Here is a 23975-nt window from a genome sequence, read left to right as displayed (position 1 = left end):
ACTGTGTTGTAATTCTTACAACACAGCTTCAATTCAACTAATCCAAATCTCTACCTTCCCGTTTTCAGCTACAATTTCGGCCAAGCCACCAATTGGTAACGTGGCGAGCGGATCAGTGTGGCCAAAATCGAGGTTGGCAATCACCGGAATATGTGCAAGTTCCGGCTTGTTTTTCAACAATGCGACAAGGGCAGATTCCGTCACATTCGACTCTTTTTGGAAACGGCCGATCAAGACGGCCTTCAAGTGCTTCGCATCCGGCAAGTGTAACAAGGATTGCAACTGTCGATCAAACGTCATCAAATGGGATTCATTATCGTCTTCAATAAAGAGCACAGCATCTTTCAACGATGGCATAAATTCCGTTCCTTGCAACAAATTGATTGTGCATAAGTTGCCTCCAACTAGACGTCCTTCCGCTTTTCCCTCCGTCACAATTAACGGACCACGATTCGGATAATAGGTGCGCTGATCTTGTTCTAAATACCATTTGTCGTCACTCCACTTATCTGACGGTTCCATCTCAAAGGGCGCATCATTTGTTAAAGCGGTGAGCATTCCTTGCACGACATAATCAGACAAGTGCTTCATACCGAAAGTCGAAAAATACGGGCCTGAATATGTAATGAGCCCTGTTTTAGCATACATAGCTAACTGCAGGGCAGTAATATCACTATAGCCACATACTATTTTAGGATTGGCTTTAATCAGTTCATAGTCAATATGTGATAAAAGCTGATTGACATTATAGCCGCCAATCGCGGTAAAAATCGCTTTCACATTCGGATCGCGAAACGCGTCATGTAAGTCTTCCAGTCGATTCTCCACCGACGTCGAAAAAAACATATCATGTTCATCGACATGACGACCGAACGACACATGAAAACCAAAGCTCTCTAATCGCTCGGTCGCTAGCTTCACTTGTTCCCCTTTCACTAACGCCATGCTTGTTGATGGGGCAATAATTCGCACTTCATCTCCAGGCTGTAAACGCACAGGTTGCATCACATTTTTCCTCCCTTATTTACCTGCTTTCACCAATCGAGCTTGCCAATCGATTTCAGAGATTTCAAGGACAGCAAAAGCTGAAAAGTTGCTTCTGCATCTCGCAAGCTCACATCTAGCATTTGATCAATTTTGCTCATTCGATAGCGTAAACCGCTAACAGACAAGGCCAGCTCGTCCGCCGTTGCCTCCAAATTTCCACCATTGAGCAAAAAAATATACAACGTATTTAACAGCTCGATTTTTTTCTCATCCAGTTTATCATATAGTTTTCCAAGCGTATATTTCGCAATCTTCTCGACAGCCGCTTCATTGTTGCTGTTAATTAAAATGCCGACGATCCCAAGCGATTCAAAACTGACGACCGGCATGTGCCGCGACGCCATTCTTAGCGCCGTTAACGCTTCTTCGTATGCTTCTTGCGCATGAAGAATCTGATCATTTCTCAAGCTAATCCCCGCTTGACATTCCACTTTGAAACAGCGATTCGATAGCTCCTTTAAAAAGGCATGGCAAAGGGCCGATACATCCCCACCCGGCTCAGACAAAAGCACAATAATCGCCGAATCACGCTGACCGACAAGAGCGTTTAATCCTGCTTCTTTAAAAAAACTAGCCGTTGTTTCTAGCATTTGTTCATAGAATGTGAGTTCTTTTTTTATATCTTTCGCTGCCACTTCATACTGAACGACGATTAAATAATAGGCTTTAGATAAATCGAATGAAATAAGGCTAGCTCGTTTAAGAATTTCTTGCTCATCTGCATACCTGCCACTCAAAATCTCGTCCAAAAAACGCCCCTTCATTCGTTCAGTCGATTCAAATTTTGTTTTTTCATTCAGTAATAATAACGAACAAACAGAACACATTCGTTCAATAAACATCGTCAAAATTTCATCGTTAGCGACTTGATTTTTTTCTAAAAAGAAAGAACAATACCCGACTTTCTTTCCTTGTAAAAATACAGGAGACATTAAGCGACGGCAACTTGCAGTTTGCAGCCATTTCGTTTTCTCTAATCGAACTGCTCGATCGATCAATTCTTGCTGCTCCTGCTGCAACCGCTCTTGTTCCATTCCTTGATAAGCGAGCGGCTGGTGGTGAATGTTTTCAATTAACACAGGGATCTCCGTTTGTTCATACATCACTTGCGCAATCGAATCAAGGTGGTTGCCTTTAATAATTTCTTCTGTCAGCATCTTATGAACGAGCATCACTTTTGCCAAATGATTCTTCTCTTCTAGCAACTTTTCATTCGTAACCTCTAACTCTCGTAAAATCGGCTGTTCCTGGCAATACCCGATTTGCTCCGCCGCTTCCTCTCCCCATTCCGAAGCGAGCTTACCGACCCAGCGACAGTCTTCCGCTCCTGTTCCAATACATTGCGTTTCCTTAAAAATGACCGTGTCACCAACAAGACGCGTGACATAGCCGCTCGCATAGCCTGTTAACGTAAAACAGACAGGCACATCAGACATACCTAAATGCGTGACATGCTCAACAGCTTCATACGAATGTCGCCAAACGCCCTCCATATGAAACTGCTGGACTCTTCCTGCCTGCTCAACAATCCGAATGTGATCCATCGACGCTTGCACATGCCCTTTTAAGGAGTGAAGCACTGGACCGTATTTCACCTGCTCCTCCAACGTCTCAAAAGCAGCGGCAAGCGCTTTTTCTCCATCCTGCCAGCCAATTTGCCAGCCATAGCGAAAAAAGAAGGCCTTCATACGGTCGAGTCCGATATTTTTAATTAAATCTCTTCTCAATGTTCCAAACGCCTCAATAGAAATAAGAATGGAACGGGCATCATCTGCATACACCATTCCATTCCTGCACGTAATATTTAGCTGCTTCCAAAAAGATTGTTCGGTCTCCATCATGATCTCACCTTTTCTTTTTCATATTTTCAGGCAAGGATGATTGTCGTGCTGCTTTGTGGATACGTTTGACAAGCAAGCACATAGCCTGCTGCCCGCTCTTCATCGGTTAAAGCACGCTTGGAGCATAGACCAAGGCGAAATTGCCCATCTGTGATTTTCACCTTACACATGCCACATCCACCTTTTGTACAGGCGTAAGGAATATTCACTTGCTGCTTCAAAGCCGTCTTCAATAACGATTCTGTATCACGACACTGAACGGTAAAATTTTTAGTAAACGCTTTCAAAAATAACCACCTCTTTATTTTAATTGATTATTCGGAAATATTCAAAAATTAGGAATGAGCAAAGTGCTTTTCAGCACTTTGCTCACCCTTTCTATTGTAGCGCAATACAAATATTCTTCGCTTCTGAGAAAAACTCCAAGCTATGATGACCGCCTTCACGACCGATGCCGCTCTTTTTAAACCCACCGAACGGCGCACGTAAATCGCGGACAAACCAACAGTTAACCCAGATCGTGCCGGCGCGAACGTGATGAGAGATTCGATGAGCCCGCTGTAAATTGTCCGTCCAAACAACGCCGTTTAATCCGTAATCGGTGTTATTGGCAATTTCCAGCGCCTCTTCTTCTGTATCAAACGGAATAAGCGTCACGATCGGGCCGAAAATTTCCTCCTGACAAATACGTGCTTGCGGATTTTCTTGAATATAAACGGTTGGCTCTAAATAGTAGCCATCCTTTAAATCATCCGACAGTTCAGGGCGAGCACCGCCACAAACAAGCTCGGCATTTTCTGCCTTGGCAATGTCTAAGTAACTCGTCACTTTGCGATAATGCTCCTCGCTCACAACGGGTCCCATATTTGTGGTCGAATCTTGCGGATCACCAACTTTTAACGCAAGAGCCGCCTCTTTAAAGCGATCGACAAATTCTTTGAAGATCGAGCGTTGCACTAAAATTCTTGACCCTGCTAGACACACTTGCCCAGAGTTTAAAAAGGCCGCTTGGATCGAAACTGGAATGGCTTTGTCTAAATTAGCATCTTCAAAGACGATATTTGCCGCTTTTCCACCAAGCTCGAAAGCAACCTTCTTCAATGAATCAGCGCCATTTTTCATAATCGCTTTCCCTGTCGATGTTTCACCAGTAAAAGAAATAAGGTCGACTTCTGGATGCGTCGTCATAAATTCTCCGGCTGACCCTGGGCCGAAGCCTTGTACGACATTGATCACACCATCTGGAATGCCCGCTTCTTTAGCAATTTCTCCAAGAAGAGACACCGTCATCGGCGTAATTTCCGCTGGTTTAATGACCGCTGTATTCCCGGCCGCAAGACATGGCCCCAACTTCCACGTCGTTAACATAAACGGCAAATTCCATGGCGTAATCAGTGCCGCCACGCCGACTGGCTCATAGCGCGTATAATTTAAATATTCTTCCCCCATCGGATACACTTCTCCGCCTTGCTGTTCCATAAAATCAGCGAAGAAACTAAGGTTGTGCGCTGCGCGTGGAATTTCTCGCTCTAACGCCACTGGATAGGGTTTACCGACATCTAATGCTTCTAAACGAGCCAACTCTTCTTTTCTTTCGATGATAATTTCTGCCATCCGGCGAATTTTCGCACAGCGTTCGGCTAGTGGCATCGTTCGCCAAGGTCCTTCTTCAAAGGCACGACGAGCGGCACGACACGCGCGATCAACATCTTCCTTCGTCGCTTCATGCACGCGAGCGATTACTTGCTGCGTCGCTGGATTTTTCACTTCAAACAGGGAGCCGCTTCCTGATTCCACATATTCACCATCAATGAACAGTTTAACTTCCTTCACTTTCGTTTGTACGTTTTCCATTCATTGTTCCTCCTTTTCCCGTCGCTTTTTCACCGATTCACCAGCAATGCCCCAATGCTCCGGCGGCATTTCATTAATCATGACGCGAATCGTCTCTTGTGGACATTCCAAAATCTCTGAAACTTTCCATGTCACTTCTTCAATGAGTCGCTCTTTTTTTTCAGGCGGACGACCTTGCAATATATTCACTTGAATGAAGGGCATCTTTTTTTCACTCCTTAAATGTAATATCCAATGATCCAATCCCATCAAAGTGAACGGAGAAATGATCGCCCGGAGCAATCGTTACCGCTCCCGCTAAAGCACCTGACAATACGACATCTCCTGGCTGAATCGATTGACCCGTTTCCGCTAATTTATTCGCCATCCAAGCAACGGCACGCGCTGGATGTCCCATCACCGAAGCCCCGGCACTCGTCGACTCGATTTCACCATTTTTCTTAAACACCATCCCCATTAACCGCAAATCCACCTCAGTCGGACGATACAGCTTTTCACCGAAAATATAGCGGGAAGAAGAAGAATTATCGGCGATCACATCTGCAAGCGTAAAATTAAAATTACGATAGCGACTATCAATAATCTCCATTGCTGGAGCAATGTAAGCGGTCGCCTCTAAAATGGCTGCTGTCGTAATCGCAGAGCCTTTCACTTCCTTGTCAAAAACAAAGGCAATTTCCGGCTCAATTTTGGCGTGAATAAATGGGGAGATGGAGACTGGTTCCCCTTCAAATAGCTGCATATTTTCTAGCAGGACGCCATATGTAGGTTCGTGGACGCCCATCATTTCTTGCTTCGCTCGGCTCGTTAATCCTAATTTATATCCGGAACGTCTCGTTTGTTCTCTTTCTTCTTTCAGCTTGATTAGTTTTCTTTGAATCTCGTAAGCATTTTCAGCATTTAATTCTAGAAAGCGAGCCGTCATTTTATCGACTTCTTGTGCTTCGCTTTCCGCTTCAAACAACTCTTCCGCTACTTGATCCATCCATTCAGCGGTTACAGATTTCATTTGTTTCCCCCCTATTTCGTAGCCGCAATTTGAGCAGCGATATCATAAATTAAGTCTTCTTGACCACCGATCGCTTGCATGCGACCGAGCTCAACTAAAATATCTCGTTCATCAACGTTGAATTTGCGTGCCGCTTCATTCGTGTGTAGAAGAAAGCTAGAGTACACACCAGAGTAACCCATAATTAAGCTTGATCCCGTGATTTCTTGCGGGCGAGGCATAAACGGCGCGACCACTTCATTAGCGACATCCATCACTTGATACAGATCAACTCCTGTTTCAATATTCATGCGATCAAACACAGCCGCCATCACTTCGGTTTGGGTATTTCCACTGCCCGCTCCAAGACAGCGCAAACTGCCATCTACATACGTGGCACCCGCTTCTACCGCGGCTACGGTGTTTGCCATTGCCATTGATAAATTATTATGGCCATGGAATCCGATATCACACTGAAGAGCATCCCTTAAAGCGCCAACCCGCTCCTTCACTTCATGAGGAAGAAGCGCCCCAGCCGAATCTGTCGCATAGACAATTTCTGCGCCATAGCTTTCAAATAACTTCGCTTGCTCTACCAGCTTTTCCATCGGTGCCATATGAGCCATCATTAAGAAACCGACCGTTTTCAATCCGAGTTCACGACCGAGCTGAATATGTTGGCGGGCCACATCTGCTTCCGTCACATGTGTCGCGACACGAACCATTTTGGCTCCAGCTTTCACAGCCTCCTGCAAATCCTCTTTCAACCCGATTCCTGGTAAAAGCAATACAGACACTTCCGCCTGTTGGCATTCGTCAGCTGCCGCTTCAATTAACTTCAATTCATCGACTTTAGAAAATCCGTACTGCAAAGAAGAACCACCTAATCCATCGCCATGTGATACTTCAAAGTAGCGGATGCCCGCTTGATCGAGCCCTCTTGCCGTCGCTCGTACTTGCTCCTCGGTAAACGCATGGCGCATCGCATGACTGCCATCTCTTAACGTGACGTCTACTAGTTCAATGTCTCTTTTTGTCATCATTCTCCTCCTCTACTTCAACATGGCAGCTGTCAACTGCTTCGCAATCTCATCGCCCACTTTAGCGGCGGCGGCTGTCATAATATCTAAATTCCCTGAATAAGGAGGAAAGAAATCACCAGCCCCTTCTACTTCAATAAAAACCGTTACCTTTTTGCCTTCGATTTGCGGTTTGCCACGCATGCGATAACCCGGCACATATTGCTGCACCGTCTCAACCATTTGTTCAATCGAAGCGATAATTTCCGCTTCTTTTCCTTCCTCTGTCACTAATGCATGAATTGTATCGCGCATAATAATCGGCGGCTCTGCTGGATTTAAAATAATAATCGCTTTTCCCTTTTTGGCTCCTCCGACCTGTTCGATCGCTTTCGATGTCGTACGCGTAAACTCATCAATATTGGCTCTTGTGCCTGGTCCGGCACTTTTACTTGCGACCGTTGCGACAATTTCTGCATAATCAACCGGTACCGCTTGACCAATGGCCGCTACAATTGGAATCGTCGCTTGCCCACCGCAAGTAACCATATTGACATTTACTTCAGACAGATGAGCTTGAAGATTCACTGGTGGTACAGTAAATGGCCCAATCGCTGCTGGCGTTAAGTCGACCACTTTTTTTCCTAGCGCAATCAGCTTTTCACTATGGACGTGATGGGCTTTAGCTGTTGTTGCATCAAACACGATATCGACTAATTCTGGTCTTTCTAGCAACCCATCAATGCCTGAATCAATCGTTTCATACCCTCGTTCACGCGCTTTTTTTAACCCTTCTGATTCCGGGTCGATTCCCACCATGACGCTCATCTGTAAATAATGACTTCGTTCAATTTTATACATTAAATCGGTTCCGATATTTCCAGAACCGATAATGCCTACTTTACATCTTGCCATCCTTGCACCCCCTATGATTGAAATGTGGCTGATACTGAGCCGATATGGTCAAATTCAACCGTCCATTGATCACCAACTTCGACCGGAACCGCTTTTGATAAAGCGCCTGATAAAATCACTTCACCGGCATGAAGAGAAATATCGTATTCACCGAGAGCATTCGCTAGCCATGCCACCGCTCGCGCTGGATTCCCCATCACTGCAGCACCCGCAGCTGAATCAAAGTATGTGCCATTTTTATAAACGGCCATCCCGATGTAGGAAAGATTTACTTGGTCGATTTTGGTTGGCTTGCCGCCGATAATCGCCCCAGCGGAGGAACCATTATCCGCAACCGTATCTTCAAAGCGAATGTTCCAATCTTTAATGCGACTATCAATGATTTCAATCGCTGGCACAATATAATCAGTAGCATCAATCACATCGAGCATCGTCACACCTGGGCCTTTTAAATCTTTTTTCAGCACAAAGGCAATTTCAAATTCCAGCTTCGGTTGAATAAAATCGTTCAATGACACCTCCGTTCCATCCAAATGCATCATCGTATCGAGTAAATGACCGTAATCTGGCTCATTCACTTGAAACATTTCCTGCATCACTTTGCTCGTTAACCCGATTTTTTTGCCGACTACTTTCGCGCCCGCTTCGACTTTTTGGCGAATTTGCTCTAATTGTGTGTGATACGCTTCCTCCACCGTCATCTGCGGAAATGGGTCGATCGGCTGCTTCGTTTTTTCTGCCTCAAGCAGCGCGATCGCTCGTTGTTGAACCGTCATTGTTTTGCCTCCTTTTTACGTTAATGCTTTCGAGAATGATTCGAGCATTTCACGACGATGATAGAAAATCCCTGTCCCGATTTTATCTTCTGTCCACGTAATCGTTGGAAAATCGGAGTAAGAAATATAACCGCTTGCAAAGGCTTCATTACGGTTGCCCGATGGATCAAAGAAATACACCGTCTGCCCGCGAGTAATGCCGTGACGAGTAGGTGTCACCTCCACCGGCACTTCATTTTTCGTTAAAATATCCGCCGCCTTTAACACTTCATACCAGTTATCCACATAAAATCCTGCATGATGAAACTTCGCATCTGGTCCTTTGACAAAGGCGATATCATGCGCTTTATTCGTCGCCGCTAGGAAGCTTCCGAGCATTACTTCACCATCAACCGTGACGATTTTTTCCGTTTGGTGGAAATCAAGCACTTCAGTAAAAAAGCGCGTCGCCGATTCTAAATCATCCCCTGTTAATAACGCATGGTCTAAACGGTGAGGAGCGATTCCTTTTAATCCATCTGGCCAAGGGTGGGGATTGATATTCCCTGTCCCTGATCCGACTTGTTCAATTTCTGTGTATAATTCCACTTCATGCCCCGTTGGAATCGTAAAGCGGACCGCTTGCCCTTCCGCTAACCGAGTATTGTGTGGGATACGAGTCAACTTACAGCCAAATTGCTCAATTTTAAATTCCAGCTTCTCTAGCTCATACACATCCTTCACTTTAAACGCCATATGATCCATGCCTGCTGAATCGGATTTTTGTAAAATAATGCTGTGGTGATCGTACTCATCCCATGCCTTTAAATAAACGCGATCGCCATCACGGCCTGTTTCCTGCAAGCCGATAATGTCGGTATAATATTTCACCGACTCCTCCAAATCCATCACTCTAAGCTCCAATCGTCCAATCCGCACAATGCTACTCATCTATTTACCTCCTCCTTGATTTGTAGTAAGGCCGCTTCACAACAAGCTTGATCTTCCGCTAACGTCCCGCCGCTTACACCAATCCCGCCAGCAAGAGCATCGCCGCAACGAATCGGATATCCCCCGCCAAAAACCGTGAGACGATTCGTGTGGACAATTCCTGTTTTTAACGATGGTTCATCTTTAATCAATTCATACCACTCATGTGTAGGCAAACCGAATGCCGCCGCTGTGTACGCTTTGTTTTGAGCAATTTCGGCACTTAACAATGGAGCGTGATCCATTTTCGTAAAAGCGATTAAATGCCCACCATTATCCACAACTGCCACATTAACAGCCACCCCAAGCTCTTCCGCCTTATCCACAGCCGCTTCTAGCATTCTAGTTGCTAAACTCCTAGAAATCGTTTTATGCTCAAGAAACATCTTTATACCTCCTTACCGAACCAATAGTTCCTCCCTCGCCCTAAACAAACAGCGTTGCCATTCGACCGACACATACTCTCCTTGCATCAAATCCGACTTTTCCACATCCGGTAAAAAAATTTGCCCCGGCTCTTCCGTCACAATGGCTTCTGTCAACAACTTCCTCTTTTGACTGTGAATTGTTATCGCATACCGCCCAGGGGAAGGCAGCATGTAGTAAGGCTTCATTAAAATGATTGAGCCTGTCACGCGACCTTCCACACGGTAAGCTTCCCCTAAACAAGCCGGAATCTCTTCTACTACTCCAGTGCGGATTTTTTCGCGAATGAGCGTGGAGCTAATTTTTTCCCCATGACACGCGACTTTTTCCACTTTTGTTACGTCAAGAAGGCCGCCAGAATCCATCTTCATCCGATCCATATGTCCTTCGCCACGACAACCATACGTAAAGTCAAAGCCTGCGACAGCATGAAGAACGCCAAGGTCTAGCAAATAGTTCTGCACAAAACTCTCTGGTGTCAAGGAAGCAAACGCCGGAACGAAAGGAACAATGTAGCAAATATCCACACCTAGTTCCTTGAAAATCCGTTGTTTTTCCGTAACTGGCATTAAATAATCCACTCGCTGCTTTCCTTTCGATAACACTGCTTTCGGATGTGGAAAAAACGTCATGACAGCGAGCGACACACCCTGTTCGCAAGCGATGTTTCTTGCTTCATGAATCACTTGGCGATGACCGAGATGAACGCCATCAAAAAATCCGAGAGCAACGACACAAGGCTCTGGTTGTCGCTTTAGCTCGCTTAATTTTTGTGGCTCTAAAACAATGGTTTTCAAGCGGCTCTCCTCCTTTTAAGTCGTCGGCACTTCTTCCATTAATGAACGATAGCGACCGCTAAAATAAATGAGTGGATCTTTTTCTTCTAATTGAATAGCAGTTACTTTACCAATAAATAACGTATGATCCCCTTCTACATGCTCGGCTGTCACTTCACATGTGATTTGGGCCACACTTCCGCCAAGGACAGGCTGATCCGCTAGACGATCAAACGCAACCTCTTGCTTTTCTTTAATCTGTCCAGCAAAGATCATCGAAAGCTCCTGTTGATCAGCGGCTAACATATTAACGGTAAACTTCTGGCTCTGCTTAATCTTGTCGAGCATTTGCGCTCGTTCTCCGATAGAAATAACGACTAGCTTTGGGTCTAGCGATACTGACATAAAGGCGTTGGCCGTCATGCCGTGCACATCCCCCTCTACCTCTGTCAAAATTACATTCACACCTGTGGCAAATTTGCCCATCGCATTTCGAAATTGACGATCTTCCATACGTTTTTCCTCCTTTCACACTGTTCATATAGGAAAAATTATTTAACCGGTACTTTTTGATCCGACGCTTGCCAAACAGAATTCGTCCATCCGTGTAAGTCATAATCAGCGAGTGCCGTATCGACAAATGACTTAAATTGATTCGCTGCTCCTGTTCCTTCGGCGTGCTTTAACGCTTCTAAGCGGATGTTCTCATGGTTACCGGCATAGTTCACTTCATATAGCTCATGACGTCCTCCAAACTCTGTACCAATCGCATCCCAAATCATTTTCATCAACTTCACGCGCTCTTCCGCATCAATCCCCGAACCACGATAATATTTATCTAAATACGGACGAAGCTCTGGACTTAAAAAATCTTTCGCACTCGAAGGCAACTGAATCAGTCCACCTGCGACGACTTGTTCAAAAATATTTTTCACGCGCACCCATGTCATCGGCGCCAACACACGATAAGAGTTCGCATAGAAACCATTCGGAATCGCGACTCCATTCATACCAAACTCTGGGTCGGTCGCCATCGCTGTCGAAAGTCCCCAGAACATATTGCGCAAGGCAAGTACCTCACCAATGTTCGCTTGCACTCCCCTAAACTGCTTCGTACCTGATGCTTCTGTAGCTTTTAATAACAACCCAGCCATAAAATCAAGCTTCACGGCAAAACGAGTACAGCCATGGAACGTAAAGCGGTTAAAAAAGCCCGTTTGCACGAAAAAGTTATTCGTAATATCGACATTTTTATACGTCAACACGTCTTCCCACGGAATAAAGACATCATCAAGGACAATGACCGCATCGTTTTCATCAAAGCGACTCGATAACGGATAATCATACGGTGAACCCGTTGCTGCCGCTTGCAGCTCATACGATTGGCGGCTAATCATTTTCACGCCCGGCGCATTCATCGGCACGAAGAAAATAAGCGCATGACTCTTGTCGCCGTCTCCTAAATCCATCGGTCCATAGTTGGAAACGAAATTATAATGCGTCAGCGCCGCCGCTGTTCCCACCATCTTCGCGCCACTAACGACAATCCCATCATCCCGTTCTTTGACTGCGCGAACAAAAACATCCTTATTTTCATGAAGCGGCTTGGAGCGATCAACTTGTGGATTAATAATCGTGTGATTAATAAACGGCACATCTTTCGTCGCTTTTTTGTACCAAGCCTTTGCACTATTCTCAAATCCTTGGTAATATGTGGAGTAAGCATCTAAATGAGCAGTGAATGATGCCTTGTAATCAGGGGTGCGTCCCATAAACCCATAGCTCAATCTAGCCCATTGAGCGATCGCATCCCTCGATTCCAACAAATCTTGTGCACTTTTTGGCGTTTTAAAGAACTTATGTGTTCGGTCTCCGTATTCCGTCTCCGTCGTCAAAATCTTTCCCATCTCCGGATCATGAAGCGCATCATACATGCGGGCAATCGAACGAGCCGAATTACGGTAAGCCGGGTGCTCTGTCACATCCGTAATTTTTTCCCCATTCAAATACACCGCTCGACCATCCTTCAAGCTCTCTAAATACTCTTGACCAGTTAACATCTTTTTCACTCCTTTTTTGTAAACCCTTACATTTTAATTTTCTGAAATATCAAATAATATTTCTTACATATTATCTTACTTTCTGGAAAAGGCAGAGACAATGACATGAACTGTTAGAAAAAAAGAAGTTTTTAGCTAGTACGTGTTAGAGGGAGATGGCGAGGATCAAAAAGTTTGTTTGTCAACGAAGCAAACTGGGTACAAAAATGAATGAAAGATATTCATTCTATTAAACACACAAAAAAACGACCCAACGGTCGCAATGTTCAAACTTTATGTAGATCATCTTTATACATTTCTTGCATTCTCTCTTTAATGATGTGCATTACTTGTTCCACTTTGCTGTCATCTCGATGCCCTTCTTCAATGGCTTCTTGCATCAGCAGCAATAATTGTTTCTGTTCTTGCACCATGTTTCACTACCTCAATCATTGTTTTATTTATTTCAATTTACTGACAGCTATATCATACAACAAAGTGGATCATCTTCCAAGTATTTGTCTTATAGTTGCTTTTTATTGTTACATAGATTTCCGTAATCAATTACTTTTTATTTGACATTAAAGATAATAAATATTAAATTATAATTATTATCAAAAAGGAGTGATTTTCATTGAAGAAAAAATTTACAACGAATCAAGGAACCCCTATAGCGGATAATCAAAACTCCAAAACGGCTGGACGCCGAGGCTCTACTTTATTAGAAGACTATCAATTAATTGAAAAATTAGCTCACTTTGACCGCGAGCGTATTCCTGAGCGTGTCGTTCATGCACGAGGCGCAGGAGCCCACGGGGTCTTTGTCGTGAAAAATAGCATGAGAAAGTATACGAAAGCCGCTTTTTTGCAAGAAGAAGGATTGGCAACACCTGTGTTTGCTCGCTTTTCTACGGTTATTCATGGCAAGCATTCGCCAGAAACAGCTCGTGACCCACGCGGATTCTCGGTTAAATTTTACACAGAAGAAGGAAACTATGATTTCGTCGGTAATAACCTTCCTATCTTCTTTATCCGTGATGCGATTAAATTCCCGGATGTCATTCATTCGTTAAAGCCCGATCCAGCAACAAATATTCAGCACCCTGAACGATATTGGGACTTTATGTCGCTTTCTCCAGAATCGACAAATATGTTGATTCACCTATTTACCGATGAAGGCATTCCGGCAAACTACCGCCAAATGCGCGGCTCAAGCGTACATGCATTTAAATGGTTTAATGAAGAAGGAAAAACTGTTTATGTGAAATTACGTTGGCAACCTAAGGAAGGCATTAAAAACCTTTCAATTGAAGAAGCGGCAACCATTCAAGGAGAAGACTTTAACCATGCGACGCGCGACTTATATGAAGCAATCGAAAGTGGCAATTATCCAGAGTGGGATTTGTATGTGCAGGTGCTAGACCCTATGGATATGGACAAATTTGACTTTGATCTATTAGATGCGACGAAGGATTGGTTAGAAGAAGACATTCCATGGGAGTTAGTCGGTACGATGACGTTAAATAAAAATCCTGAAGACTTTTTCTCTGAAGTAGAATCGGTAGGCTTTAATCCAGGGGTGCTTGTACCAGGGATGCTACCTTCTGAAGATAAATTATTACAAGGGCGTCTTTTCTCGTACTCAGACACACAACGCCACCGCTTAGGACCAAACTATTTGCAGTTAAACATTAACTCTCCGAAAAAGGACGTTCATAATTATCAGCGCGACGGCTATATGCCAGTGAAGCAACAAACAAACCGAATTAACTATGAGCCAAATAGTTATGAAGACGCACCGAAAGAAGCTCAACAATATGAAGAACCGTTACAACCGATGGAAGGCATGGCTGGACGACAAGCGATTGAAAAAACGAATGAGTTTGGACAAGCGGGTCGCATCTATCGCAATTATGATCAAGCAACTAAAGAGGCGCTTATTAAAAATATTCTCAATGACTTCAAACAAATTAAGAACCGCGACATCGTGGCACGCGTCATTTCTCATTTCTATCAAGCAGATGAGCAGTTAGGAAAAACATTAGCTGAACAAGCGAATGTTGAACTCGTCACCTATAAATAATTATTAGCGGCAGAGGGTGCTTTCTTCCTCTGCCTATTTTTTTGTTAATTTTATGAAAGAAATTCGCTAAAAAATTAATAATTTTTTTCTCATTTGACATTCTACTGACACATTGTTCCTGTACAGTATAGTTATCAGGTAATGATTTTTGTCTATCCGTATAGGAGGAATAAATAAATGAAGAAAAAAACGATGTCTTATGTGATGAGCGGAGCCCTTTCCATTAGCATTTTAGGATCGGCACATACGATTGTGGCGGCAGAAGGACCAGCAACTAGCGTAACTAAGACGGAGGCTTCTTCTTTGAAGTATAAAGAGGGTTTGCAAATTAAGAAAATAAGAGACTTTTCAGATATTGTTTATGAGCAAGCAGAGCAATTTGAGATTGATACAAAAGGAAAAAACTTTGAAGCAGTAGCAAAAGAGGTCCGCGAAGCGAAAATGAAACAACAAGCGGAAACGTACGGCATTTCTCATAAAGATAAAGATTATCAAACATTAACACAAGAAGTTCGCCAAGCCCAGCAACAAGCAAAGGCTATGCGCTAATATTTTTTTAGAGGCTGTCTGATTGGCAGCTTCTTTATGTTTTTTTATATAATGAAGAAAAAAGGGGTGGGGCTGATGACAGCAACGATTTTAGTAGCAGAAGATGAACCGGCAATCAGCCAAGTATTAAAGGCCTATTTGCTAAAAGGTGGCTTTCAAGTCGTACAAGCATTTGATGGAGAAGCAGCAATTGAGCAATTCCAAACCGAGCAACCGGCACTCGTATTACTCGATGTCATGATGCCAAAAGCGGACGGGTGGACCGTGTTAAAAACAATTCGAGAGTCGAGTTCCTGTCCTGTCATTATGCTAACGGCTCTTGGCGATGTCAATTATCGGCTATCCGGCTTAAATGGCGGCGCCGATGATTATATTGCGAAGCCATTTAACGGCGAAGAAGTCGTGGCACGAGTGAAGGCTGTGTTACGAAGAAGCGGTGAGGAACCAACGCCTTCTTCTATAACAAGCTATGGCTGTTTAACGATCGACCGCACGGCTCATCGAGTGACGATCAAGGAGGAAGAAATTTCATTACCTCCACGTGACTTATCGGTTTTGTTCTTTCTTGCTTCCCAGCCGAATCGCACGTTTACTCGCGAGCAGCTGATTGAGCATGTATGGGGGCAGGATTATGATGGCAGTGATCGAGCAGTGGACCTCTCGATTAAGCGGCTGCGAAAATCGTTGAAGAACTGGCCGAAAGCAGAAGGAGAAATTAAAACATTGAGAGGATTGGGGTATCAATTTTGTATTTATGAAAAAGACGAATAGAATTTCTTTACTTAAATATTGGACGACCCGCTATGTAGCGACGTTAGTCCTCGGCTTGATCGTCGTCACGATCCTTTCTGTTGCTTGGATTCAGCATACAATTTTAGAAAATCGTTTAGAGATCTCCGAATTCATTGCTGAGGAATTAGCTAACCGCATTGCGGGTAGCCAACAGCCCAACACTTCTCCTTCTATCGATAAAAATACGTTGAAAAGTCGCGATCAGTTTTTACAATCCGAACGTCCACCAGCGATTTATATTACTGATGCCGCTGGTCAAGTGTTGTCCACGAATCAATCCGATGGACCATACAGTTTAGATCACTTCCCCATCGATCTATTACAAAAGAATAGAGATGTGCTAAAGTATCCGACTGGTACGGAGGAAGCGCGCATTTGGATGATTAAAAAACCGATTGAAGTGGAGGATGTCGTGTTCGGCTGGGTCATTATGCTACAACCGGAAAACGAACTCGGAAATGTCACCGATGAGTACCGTTTGTTAGCCATTTTGATCGTCAGCCTCGGATTATTTGGCTGGGCGGCGATTTATATTTTATCGCGCAGGCTGTCTAAACCGATCAGTCAAGTAGCCGAAGCCGCCAAGCAAATTCAAGAGGGGAATTACAACGTGCGTCTCCCTGAGCATACGAAAGAGCAGGAAGTGTATGACTTAATCTATTCATTTAAAGAAATGGCGCAAAAGCTACAGCAGCTAGAAGCGTTGCGAGCAGAGCTGTTAGCCGGTGTCACTCATGAATTAAAAACTCCTGTCACGTCAATTAGTGGTCTACTACAAGCCGTCAAAGATGGAGTCGTCACCGGGGATGAAGCTGAAGAATTTTTGAGCATCTCTTTGAAGGAAACGGCTAAAATGCAAAAAATGATCAACGATTTATTAGAGTTTAACTCCTTTACAGCGAACGCCCTGCCCGTTGCCATGGAAGAACATCACGTCAACGAGCTAATGACTGAAATGGTGCATCAATGGAAAATAGGGCAAGACCTAGACTCGATCGCTGTCGAGTTAACGACACTAACAGCCGACCGAATCATTTACACCGACCTTGTTCGACTACAGCAAATTATCGTCAACTTGCTCAACAATGCTAAACACGCCGTCGAAGCAGATGGTCAAATTGACATTACATTGACGGAAGAAAATCAGCTTTTGTTAATCGAAGTAAAAGATAACGGCTTAGGCATTCCAAAAGCAGAGCAAGAGCTAGTGTTCGAACGATTTTACCGAGGCGATAATAAAAAATATAAAATCCGTGGTCTCGGTCTCGGCCTTCCTTTCAGTAAACTGTTAGCCAACGCCCTAGATGGCGACTTAATCTTAAAAGAAAGCTCTAGCTTCGGTACCACATTTATCGTTCAATTGCCACTTAGTCGAAGTTAAAAACGAAAACACCAGTTGCCGTGATGGCAACTGGTGTTTTGCTTTTATTCAATTACTTGAGCATTTTCCTTTTATAATGCAAATAAGTTTTAAATGATTAACGCCCCTGATTCTTCCCATAAAGTTGTTTGATTTTAAAGAGGATACTATACCAAGAAAATAGTATTGAAATGCTTCTACTGCTAACTACTCATGTTGTTCATTGTTCTCTTTCAAATCTAATATATCCCATGTATTTCCCCAATTCTTCATTTCATCAAAAATAGGACGAAGATCTTGTCCCTTTTCAGTTAGAGAATATTCTACATGTGGTGGAATAGTAGAGTAAATTGCGCGCTTAATAATCCCTTCATTTTCTAACTCTTTCAATCTTATGGACAGAGTTCTAGGACTGATTCCTTGCAATGATTTTTCTAATTCACCAAATCGCTTTGGTCCCATAAAAAGATCTCTAAGAATGACAAATGTCCATTTCCCACCTATCACCATCATCGTCTTTTCAATCGGACACTTAGATAATCCATCTTTCCCTTGTTTATTCATTTGACTTCCTCCTCAAGTATATTTTTATATAGTTACTATAAAAAAAATCAGTACTTTCCCAATTATAGCACTTCAATTAGTATAGTAAATAGGGTGACAATGGTAAACATCAAGTTTGATATCTATTAACAAGCATATACTCTAGAAGCTTATCATTTGACTTTTTACTAGACTATATAAATTAAAATGGGAGGTCTGAAATAAAGATGACGATACAAGGAGTAAATAATAATAAAGCTGAAATACAACATACTCAACCGCATACTCATTCTGACATTTGGATTTTGGTTGCGTTAGCAATGGGATTCGTGATGGCTACACTTGACGTTACAGTAGTAAATGTAGCCGTTGCTGATATTCAAGAAAAGTTACAAATTAGTCTCTCAAGTGCTACATGGATTGTGGATAGCTATCTATTATCTTTTGCTTCATTGCTTTTAGCCGGTGGTTCATTAGCCAATAGATTTGGAGCCAAAAACATTTATATGATCGGTTTAACAATTTTTGTACTCGCATCGATATTATGTGCTATAGCACCCACTGGAAATATTCTTATAGCAACTCGTTTTTTACAGGGGGCAGGTGCCGCTTTATTTATGCCGAGTTCCTTAAGCTTATTAACAACTTCTTATCCAGATGCAAAAAAACGAGCAAAAATGTTTGGTATATGGTCTGCTATTGTTTCTATTTCTTCAGGTTTAGGGCCTTTTGTTGGTGGAGTATTAGTTCATACATTTGGTTGGCGAAGTATATTCTTAATTAACATCCCAATAGGTATTATTGGACTCTTAATGGCTTACTTGATTGTGACTCATTCTCCTGGTGTTAAAAGTCGTTTGAACCTTCTAAATCATATTTTAGGAATTATCACTTTAGCTGGACTTTCTTTTGTTCTTATTGAAGGTCCATCCATTGGGTGGTTTTCTTCTCCTGTAATAATCGCAATTATTGTAACCATTGTTTCTGCCGTTCTTTTTATTTACATAGAACGTATGGTGAAGGTCCCTATTATTCCTATTAATTTATTCAATAATTCAAGTTTTTCATCAGCGAATGTTGTTGGCTTTTTAATTAACTTTGCACTCTTTGGAGGGATTTTTATGTTTGGATTATTCCTTCAAAAAGCAAAAGGCTCGAGCCCTTTTATGGCTGGCGTGGAGTTATTACCAATGATGGTAGTGTTTATCATAGGTAATCTACTATTCTCCCTATTAACAACACGATTCGGAGTGAAAATTCCGATGTTAATGTCTCTTATAATAGCTGGAATGGGATCATTAATTTTAATGGTTATTGTTTCTAGTGCCCCTTATTGGATTTTAGCTGTGATTTATGCAATGGCTAACTTAGGAGTTGGTGTTGCAGTGCCAGCAATGACGGTTACTGTGATGCAAGCTGCAGGTAAGGAACATGCAAATATAGCAAGTGCAACATTAAATGTTAATAGGCAAATTGGGGCTTTAATAGGTGTTGCAATAATGGGGATCGTACTTTATGAATCTCAGAATTGGTATTCTGGCGTAAGTGTTGCTTTCTTAGTAATGGCTATTGCATATCTTGGAGCATCTTTACTAACATGGCGATTCGTACGTATGTAAATAAATATATGTAAAACTACGAATACAAAAATTTACGGGGGTAAGCATTTTGTATTGAATAAGATCTTATTCTTAGTAGAGGCATAAGAGAATTCTTAAGGTAAGTCCAAATAATCTGAAACCAGTTACCGTGGTGGTAACTGGCTTCTTGGTTAGGTGCGGATCGTTCCAGCCCATACGCCGATGAGCAGCGCTTTCCGCTTTTCTTTTGTCCAGCTCCGCCTCTTAGACACTCGAGTCAAATGGCAGCCTGACTGCATGGCTGAAGAACACCATTACGTCATTCTGCCATTTGCTTGTCGTGTCTGAACAGTCGGCTCCGCTTTTCTTTTGTCTAGCTACAAGCGCTAACGGCTAGTGGACTTCCGCTTTTCTTCTTATATATGGGGTTCGAATGTGTTACAGTCGGTTTCTTTGCTGTCAGAGGCTTGTTGCCCTTTATGACTGACAACATAAATAGCTTCCGCTGAACATTTATTTCCTTGCGCCCAGAAAGTACAGTTATTTACTTCACAAAGAACGTCTTTTGCCAAAGGAATTCACCCCCTTTATGATTAGACTGTCCTTTTTTTGTAGAACTGATACTGGGCTATTTGGCGGAGTAGCAATCGATAGGTGCAACGGTCGAACTTCTCGCACTAAAACAAAAAAGAGGTATTCCCCACAAATCGGGAATGCCTCTTTTCCGCTTATTATTTTAATCCTTCTGCTACTTCTTTCACCATCGCAGAGACAGATCCTAGCCCGCCGCCAGATAGGTACCAGTAGTTTCCGTCTAAGTAAACTACGTTGTCATCTTTGATTGCTTTTGTGTTTTTTAATAAATCATTTGCTACTACTTGTTCAGCAGAAGCTTTTCCACCGACGACTGCACCACGGTCGATTAAGAATAGATAATCTGGATCTTTTTCCACGATATATTCAAATGAAATACTTGCACCGTGATTAGAAATGTCAATGTTTTCATCCGCAGGTTTGACACCTAATTCATCATGAAGAATTCCAAAGCGAGAGCCTGGTCCGTAAGCACTCATTTCTCCTTCACTCGCTAAAACAATTAAGCCAGTCTTTCCAGATTTAGCTGCTACGTCTTTTACTGCTTGAATTTGTGCGTCAACCTTTGCTAATTCTGTTTTCACTTCTTCTTCTTTACCAAAAATTTGGCCTACGATTTCTGTATTTTTCTTAAAAGAATTCATGTAATCTTTTTCGTCTACTCCTAAATAAATCGTCGGAGCAATTTCCATAAACTGATCATACATATCTGCTTGACGACCTGAAATGATAATTAAATCTGGCTTCATCGCATGGATTTTTTCAAAATCAGGCTCTTTTAATCCACCAAGGCCTTCATATTTTTCATCTTCATACTTAGATAAGTAAGCAGGAACTACATCTTTCGGAAGTCCAGCTACTTCAACATTTAATGTATCCAACGTGCTAAGTGTACCCAAATCAAAAACAACGACTTTTTCTGGGTTTTTCGGCACATCTGTTTCGCCTAATTCATGAGTAACCGTTATTTTTTCTGCTTCTTTCTTTGGTTCTTCTGCTTTTTTATCTTCTTTTGTTTCTGAACTACAAGCTGCTGCAACAACAACGAATAACATCGTCATCAACAGTAGGGATAATTTTTTCCACATATGTCTACACTCCTATTTAAAATATACGCATATTTTACAATTATTCACTGTTTCAATGTTCATATCCATTTCATAAATGTCTTTCAATATTTGGCGATCCATCATCTCATCCACCGAGCCTTGTTTTGCAATTTTGCCGTCTTTTAAAGCGACAATGTAATCGGAATAACAAGAAGCGAAATTAATATCGTGAATAACAATGATCACCGTTTTGCCTAACTCATTTGTCAACCTTCTTAACACTTTCATGATTTGGACAGAATGTTTCATATCTAAGTTATTGAGTGGTTCATCTAGCAAGACATACTCCGTATCTTGAGCGATCACCATCGCAATGAACGCACGCTGACGTTGTCCACCACTTAGTTGATCAAGATATTTATGCTGCATATCTTCTAGCTCCATATAGCGAATGGCTTCATCAACATGCTTCCAATCGTCTTCCTTTAGCTTTCCTTGCGAGTAAGGAAAACGACCAAAGGAAACAAGTTCTCGTACAGTTAAGCGCAAGTTTAAGTAATTCGATTGCTTTAATATCGCAATTTTCTTAGACAGCTCTTTACTTTTCGCTCGGCTTACTTCTTCTCCATCAACGAAAATTTCTCCCTCATCTTTCGTAATGAGACGACTAATCATTGATAAAAGCGTACTTTTCCCCGCACCATTAGGCCCGATAAACGAAGTAATTTTGCCTTTAGGAATATTAACTGATACTTGATCAATCACTGCTTTACTTCCATAGACTTTGGACACGCTTTGCACTTCTACCATTGTTTATTCTCCTTTAACAATAAATAAATGAAATAAACTCCGCCGATAAAGTTGATAATGACACTTAACGTCGTGCTGAAGGTGAAGACACGCTCCACGATCAGTTGTCCCCCGACAAGGGCAATAATACTAATTAAGATCGAACCCAATAATAAATACGAATGTTTATACGTCTTAAATAGTTCATATGCCACGTTAACAACGAGCAACCCTAAAAACGTAATCGGGCCAACAAGAGCCGTTGCTACTGAAATTAAAATAGCAACAACAACGAGCAATCGTTTGACGACATAGTCATAATCTACACCAAGGTTAATCGCATGTTCTCTTCCAAGCGATAACACATCGAGGTATTTCATAAATCGAGCAAAGTAGATCGACACAAGGACAATTAACAGAACCGCTAACGCTAATACGTCCGTTTGCACATTGTTAAAGCTAGCAAACATTTTTCCTTGAATCATCATGAACTCATTCGGATCAATAAGCACTTGCATGAACGTAGAAAAACTTTGAAAAAATGTACCAAAAATCAAACCGATCAATAGCAAGAAGTAAATGTTTCCGTTATCTCGTTTAAACAAGATTTTATACAAAATACTTGAGAACAAAATCATCAGCACAACCGAGATAAGAAAGTTCACTTGTTTATTAATAATAGTCAAGTTGGTGGAGCCTAACGTGAAAATTAATACGGTTTGAATGAGCATATATAAAGAATCTAATCCTAAAATGCTCGGTGTTAAAATTCGGTTATTGGTGATCGTTTGAAAGATAAGCGTCGCAAATGCAATCGCCGCTCCCGTCAGTACAATCGCAAATATTTTCCAACCACGCTTCGGCAAAGCGTAGCTCCAATTATACCCAAGATCCGTAAACAAAAAGGCGAGAATCAACACGACAGCTGCTACTGATAGGATTAATATTTTCTTGTTTTCACGCATAAGCTTTTCTCCTCATCAGCATGTAAATAAAGATACCGCTGCCGATCACGCCCACTGTCAATCCAATCGGAATTTCGTATGGGTAGATGATAATGCGGCCGAGAATATCACAAAACAGAACGAAAATCGCGCCAAGTAAGGCTGTATGGGCTAAGCTTTTCTTCAAATGATCTCCTTGATAAATCGAGACGATATTAGGAATAACTAATCCTAAAAACGGAATGATGCCGACTGTTAACACAACTAACGTCGTCGATAACGCCACAATCGTCAGCCCGATGTTCACCGCTTGCTTATAATTCAAGCCAAGGTTCACGGCAAACTCCTCTCCCATTCCTGCTAAAGTAAATTTATCCGCATACATATAAGCAATAAATAATAACGGGATACTTATGTACAATAATTCATATCTTCCTGATGTTACCATCGAAAAATCACCTTGCAACCAAGCCTCAATATTTTGAATCAACCCATATTTATAGGCAAAAAATGTTGTGATCGATCCTAAAATATTCCCGAACATTAATCCGACAAGCGGAATGAAAATCACATCTTTCATTTTTATTTTGTCTAGTATTTTCATAAATAAAAATGTACCAGCCATCGCAAAAATGAAAGCAACAATCATCTTCTGCAACATCGTAGCGGAGGTAAATAGAATCATAGAAACTAAAATTCCTAGCTTCGCAGAGTCCATTGTTCCAGCCGTTGTTGGTGAGACAAACTTATTTCGGCTCAACTGCTGCATAATTAACCCAGCAATACTTAAACTCATTCCAGCAATAATAATACTCACTAGTCGTGGAACACGACTTTGCCAAAAGATCATCGTCTGTTCATTCGTTAAATTAAATAAATCTAACGGAGAAATGTGCGTAACGCCAATGAACAAGGAAGCAATGGATAAAATAATTAACGCAATGATTAAATATCTTCTTTTCATAACAATCGTAGCGACTCTCCTACAGAGATTTTTTTGACTGTTCAAAGAAGAAAATGAAATTCATTATCAGTAAAAGGT

Annotated in this window: 26 protein-coding genes; 5 read left to right on the top strand and 21 right to left on the bottom strand. The window is 42.2% G+C overall.

What is annotated here, in order from left to right:
- Positions 1-33: 33 nt before the first annotated feature.
- The 15 genes from CEF22_RS03800 to CEF22_RS18415 form a co-directional block, all read right to left on the bottom strand.
- The gene (locus CEF22_RS03800; protein ID WP_100401829.1) at positions 34-1005 is read right to left on the bottom strand and encodes a S66 family peptidase; all 972 of its coding nucleotides are present in this window, start codon (positions 1003-1005) and stop codon (positions 34-36) included.
- A 29-nt stretch (positions 1006-1034) separates the two neighbouring features.
- Positions 1035-2888, bottom strand: coding sequence for a XylR N-terminal domain-containing protein (locus CEF22_RS03795; RefSeq protein WP_100401828.1), 1854 nt, complete (start codon positions 2886-2888; stop codon positions 1035-1037).
- Positions 2889-2914: 26 nt separating this feature from the next.
- Positions 2915-3175 (bottom strand): 2Fe-2S iron-sulfur cluster-binding protein, encoded by a 261-nt coding sequence (locus tag CEF22_RS03790; protein ID WP_095478539.1) that lies wholly within the window; start codon positions 3173-3175, stop codon positions 2915-2917.
- 91 nt (positions 3176-3266) lie between these two features.
- Positions 3267-4742, bottom strand: a complete 1476-nt coding sequence (locus CEF22_RS03785; protein ID WP_100401827.1) for an aldehyde dehydrogenase — start codon at positions 4740-4742, stop codon at positions 3267-3269.
- Complete coding sequence (locus CEF22_RS03780) at positions 4743-4946, bottom strand: 2-hydroxymuconate tautomerase (protein ID WP_232726059.1); 204 nt, start codon at positions 4944-4946, stop codon at positions 4743-4745.
- A gap of 7 nt (positions 4947-4953) precedes the next feature.
- On the bottom strand, positions 4954-5751 hold the full coding sequence (locus tag CEF22_RS03775; protein WP_100401825.1) for a 2-keto-4-pentenoate hydratase: 798 nt from the start codon (positions 5749-5751) through the stop codon (positions 4954-4956).
- An 11-nt stretch (positions 5752-5762) separates the two neighbouring features.
- Complete coding sequence (dmpG, locus tag CEF22_RS03770; protein WP_100401824.1) at positions 5763-6770, bottom strand: 4-hydroxy-2-oxovalerate aldolase; 1008 nt, start codon at positions 6768-6770, stop codon at positions 5763-5765.
- Positions 6771-6782: 12 nt separating this feature from the next.
- Positions 6783-7664 (bottom strand): acetaldehyde dehydrogenase (acetylating), encoded by an 882-nt coding sequence (locus CEF22_RS03765; RefSeq protein ID WP_100401823.1) that lies wholly within the window; start codon positions 7662-7664, stop codon positions 6783-6785.
- Between the two features lie 11 nt (positions 7665-7675).
- Positions 7676-8440: a 2-keto-4-pentenoate hydratase gene (locus tag CEF22_RS03760; RefSeq protein WP_100401822.1), complete on the bottom strand. Its 765-nt coding sequence runs from the start codon at positions 8438-8440 to the stop codon at positions 7676-7678.
- Positions 8441-8455: 15 nt separating this feature from the next.
- Positions 8456-9370, bottom strand: a complete 915-nt coding sequence (locus CEF22_RS03755) for a catechol 2,3-dioxygenase (protein WP_100401821.1) — start codon at positions 9368-9370, stop codon at positions 8456-8458.
- Positions 9367-9795 (bottom strand): GlcG/HbpS family heme-binding protein, encoded by a 429-nt coding sequence (locus CEF22_RS03750; protein WP_100401820.1) that lies wholly within the window; start codon positions 9793-9795, stop codon positions 9367-9369. The genes CEF22_RS03755 and CEF22_RS03750 overlap by 4 nt, the downstream gene beginning before the upstream one ends.
- Positions 9796-9807: 12 nt before the next feature.
- Positions 9808-10632 carry an FAD synthetase family protein gene (locus CEF22_RS03745; RefSeq protein WP_100401819.1) on the bottom strand — a complete coding sequence of 275 codons (825 nt, stop codon included), beginning with the start codon at positions 10630-10632 and terminating at the stop codon, positions 9808-9810.
- A 15-nt stretch (positions 10633-10647) separates the two neighbouring features.
- A complete protein-coding gene (locus tag CEF22_RS03740; protein ID WP_100401818.1) occupies positions 10648-11124 on the bottom strand; it encodes a flavin reductase family protein in 477 nt (158 codons plus the stop codon).
- Between the two features lie 38 nt (positions 11125-11162).
- Positions 11163-12671 (bottom strand): 4-hydroxyphenylacetate 3-hydroxylase family protein, encoded by a 1509-nt coding sequence (locus tag CEF22_RS03735; protein ID WP_094836419.1) that lies wholly within the window; start codon positions 12669-12671, stop codon positions 11163-11165.
- Positions 12672-12937: 266 nt separating this feature from the next.
- On the bottom strand, positions 12938-13084 hold the full coding sequence (locus CEF22_RS18415; protein ID WP_157843158.1) for a hypothetical protein: 147 nt from the start codon (positions 13082-13084) through the stop codon (positions 12938-12940).
- A gap of 200 nt (positions 13085-13284) precedes the next feature.
- On the opposite strand from CEF22_RS18415, the gene CEF22_RS03730 reads away from it, so the two are divergent.
- The 4 genes from CEF22_RS03730 to CEF22_RS03715 all read left to right on the top strand — a co-directional run bounded on the left by CEF22_RS03730 (position 13285) and on the right by CEF22_RS03715 (position 17455).
- Positions 13285-14733, top strand: a complete 1449-nt coding sequence (locus tag CEF22_RS03730; RefSeq protein ID WP_100401817.1) for a catalase — start codon at positions 13285-13287, stop codon at positions 14731-14733.
- Positions 14734-14910: 177 nt separating this feature from the next.
- The gene (locus tag CEF22_RS03725) at positions 14911-15282 is read left to right on the top strand and encodes a hypothetical protein (protein WP_095478552.1); all 372 of its coding nucleotides are present in this window, start codon (positions 14911-14913) and stop codon (positions 15280-15282) included.
- 75 nt (positions 15283-15357) lie between these two features.
- Positions 15358-16053, top strand: a complete 696-nt coding sequence (locus CEF22_RS03720; protein WP_100401816.1) for a response regulator transcription factor — start codon at positions 15358-15360, stop codon at positions 16051-16053.
- The gene (locus tag CEF22_RS03715; protein WP_100401815.1) at positions 16037-17455 is read left to right on the top strand and encodes a HAMP domain-containing sensor histidine kinase; all 1419 of its coding nucleotides are present in this window, start codon (positions 16037-16039) and stop codon (positions 17453-17455) included. The genes CEF22_RS03720 and CEF22_RS03715 overlap by 17 nt, the downstream gene beginning before the upstream one ends.
- Positions 17456-17641: 186 nt before the next feature.
- Here the strand turns inward: CEF22_RS03715 and CEF22_RS03710 are convergent, their stop codons facing one another.
- Positions 17642-17998, bottom strand: a complete 357-nt coding sequence (locus CEF22_RS03710; RefSeq protein WP_100401814.1) for a winged helix-turn-helix transcriptional regulator — start codon at positions 17996-17998, stop codon at positions 17642-17644.
- A 212-nt stretch (positions 17999-18210) separates the two neighbouring features.
- Between CEF22_RS03710 and CEF22_RS03705 the strand changes: the two genes are divergently transcribed.
- Positions 18211-19596, top strand: coding sequence for an MFS transporter (locus CEF22_RS03705; protein ID WP_442857388.1), 1386 nt, complete (start codon positions 18211-18213; stop codon positions 19594-19596).
- Between the two features lie 377 nt (positions 19597-19973).
- Here CEF22_RS03705 and CEF22_RS03700 read toward each other — a convergent pair whose 3' ends face one another.
- The 5 genes from CEF22_RS03700 to CEF22_RS03680 all read right to left on the bottom strand — a co-directional run bounded on the left by CEF22_RS03700 (position 19974) and on the right by CEF22_RS03680 (position 23897).
- Entirely contained in the window at positions 19974-20129 is a 156-nt protein-coding gene (locus CEF22_RS03700) for a DUF1540 domain-containing protein (RefSeq protein ID WP_094836414.1), read from the bottom strand.
- Positions 20130-20288: 159 nt separating this feature from the next.
- Positions 20289-21239, bottom strand: coding sequence for a siderophore ABC transporter substrate-binding protein (locus CEF22_RS03695; protein ID WP_100401812.1), 951 nt, complete (start codon positions 21237-21239; stop codon positions 20289-20291).
- A gap of 12 nt (positions 21240-21251) precedes the next feature.
- On the bottom strand, positions 21252-22010 hold the full coding sequence (locus CEF22_RS03690; RefSeq protein WP_100401811.1) for an iron ABC transporter ATP-binding protein: 759 nt from the start codon (positions 22008-22010) through the stop codon (positions 21252-21254).
- Positions 22004-22954, bottom strand: coding sequence for an iron chelate uptake ABC transporter family permease subunit (locus CEF22_RS03685; RefSeq protein WP_100401810.1), 951 nt, complete (start codon positions 22952-22954; stop codon positions 22004-22006). The genes CEF22_RS03690 and CEF22_RS03685 overlap by 7 nt, the downstream gene beginning before the upstream one ends.
- Positions 22947-23897: an ABC transporter permease gene (locus CEF22_RS03680; RefSeq protein ID WP_100401809.1), complete on the bottom strand. Its 951-nt coding sequence runs from the start codon at positions 23895-23897 to the stop codon at positions 22947-22949. The genes CEF22_RS03685 and CEF22_RS03680 overlap by 8 nt, the downstream gene beginning before the upstream one ends.
- Positions 23898-23975 lie beyond the last annotated feature (78 nt).

The organism is Bacillus sp. FJAT-42315, assembly GCF_002797375.1.
In the GTDB taxonomy this organism is placed as follows: domain Bacteria; phylum Bacillota; class Bacilli; order Bacillales; family Domibacillaceae; genus Bacillus_CE.
The sequence above is the reverse complement of the archived record's forward strand: the minus strand, read 5'-3'. Positions and strand labels throughout refer to the sequence as shown.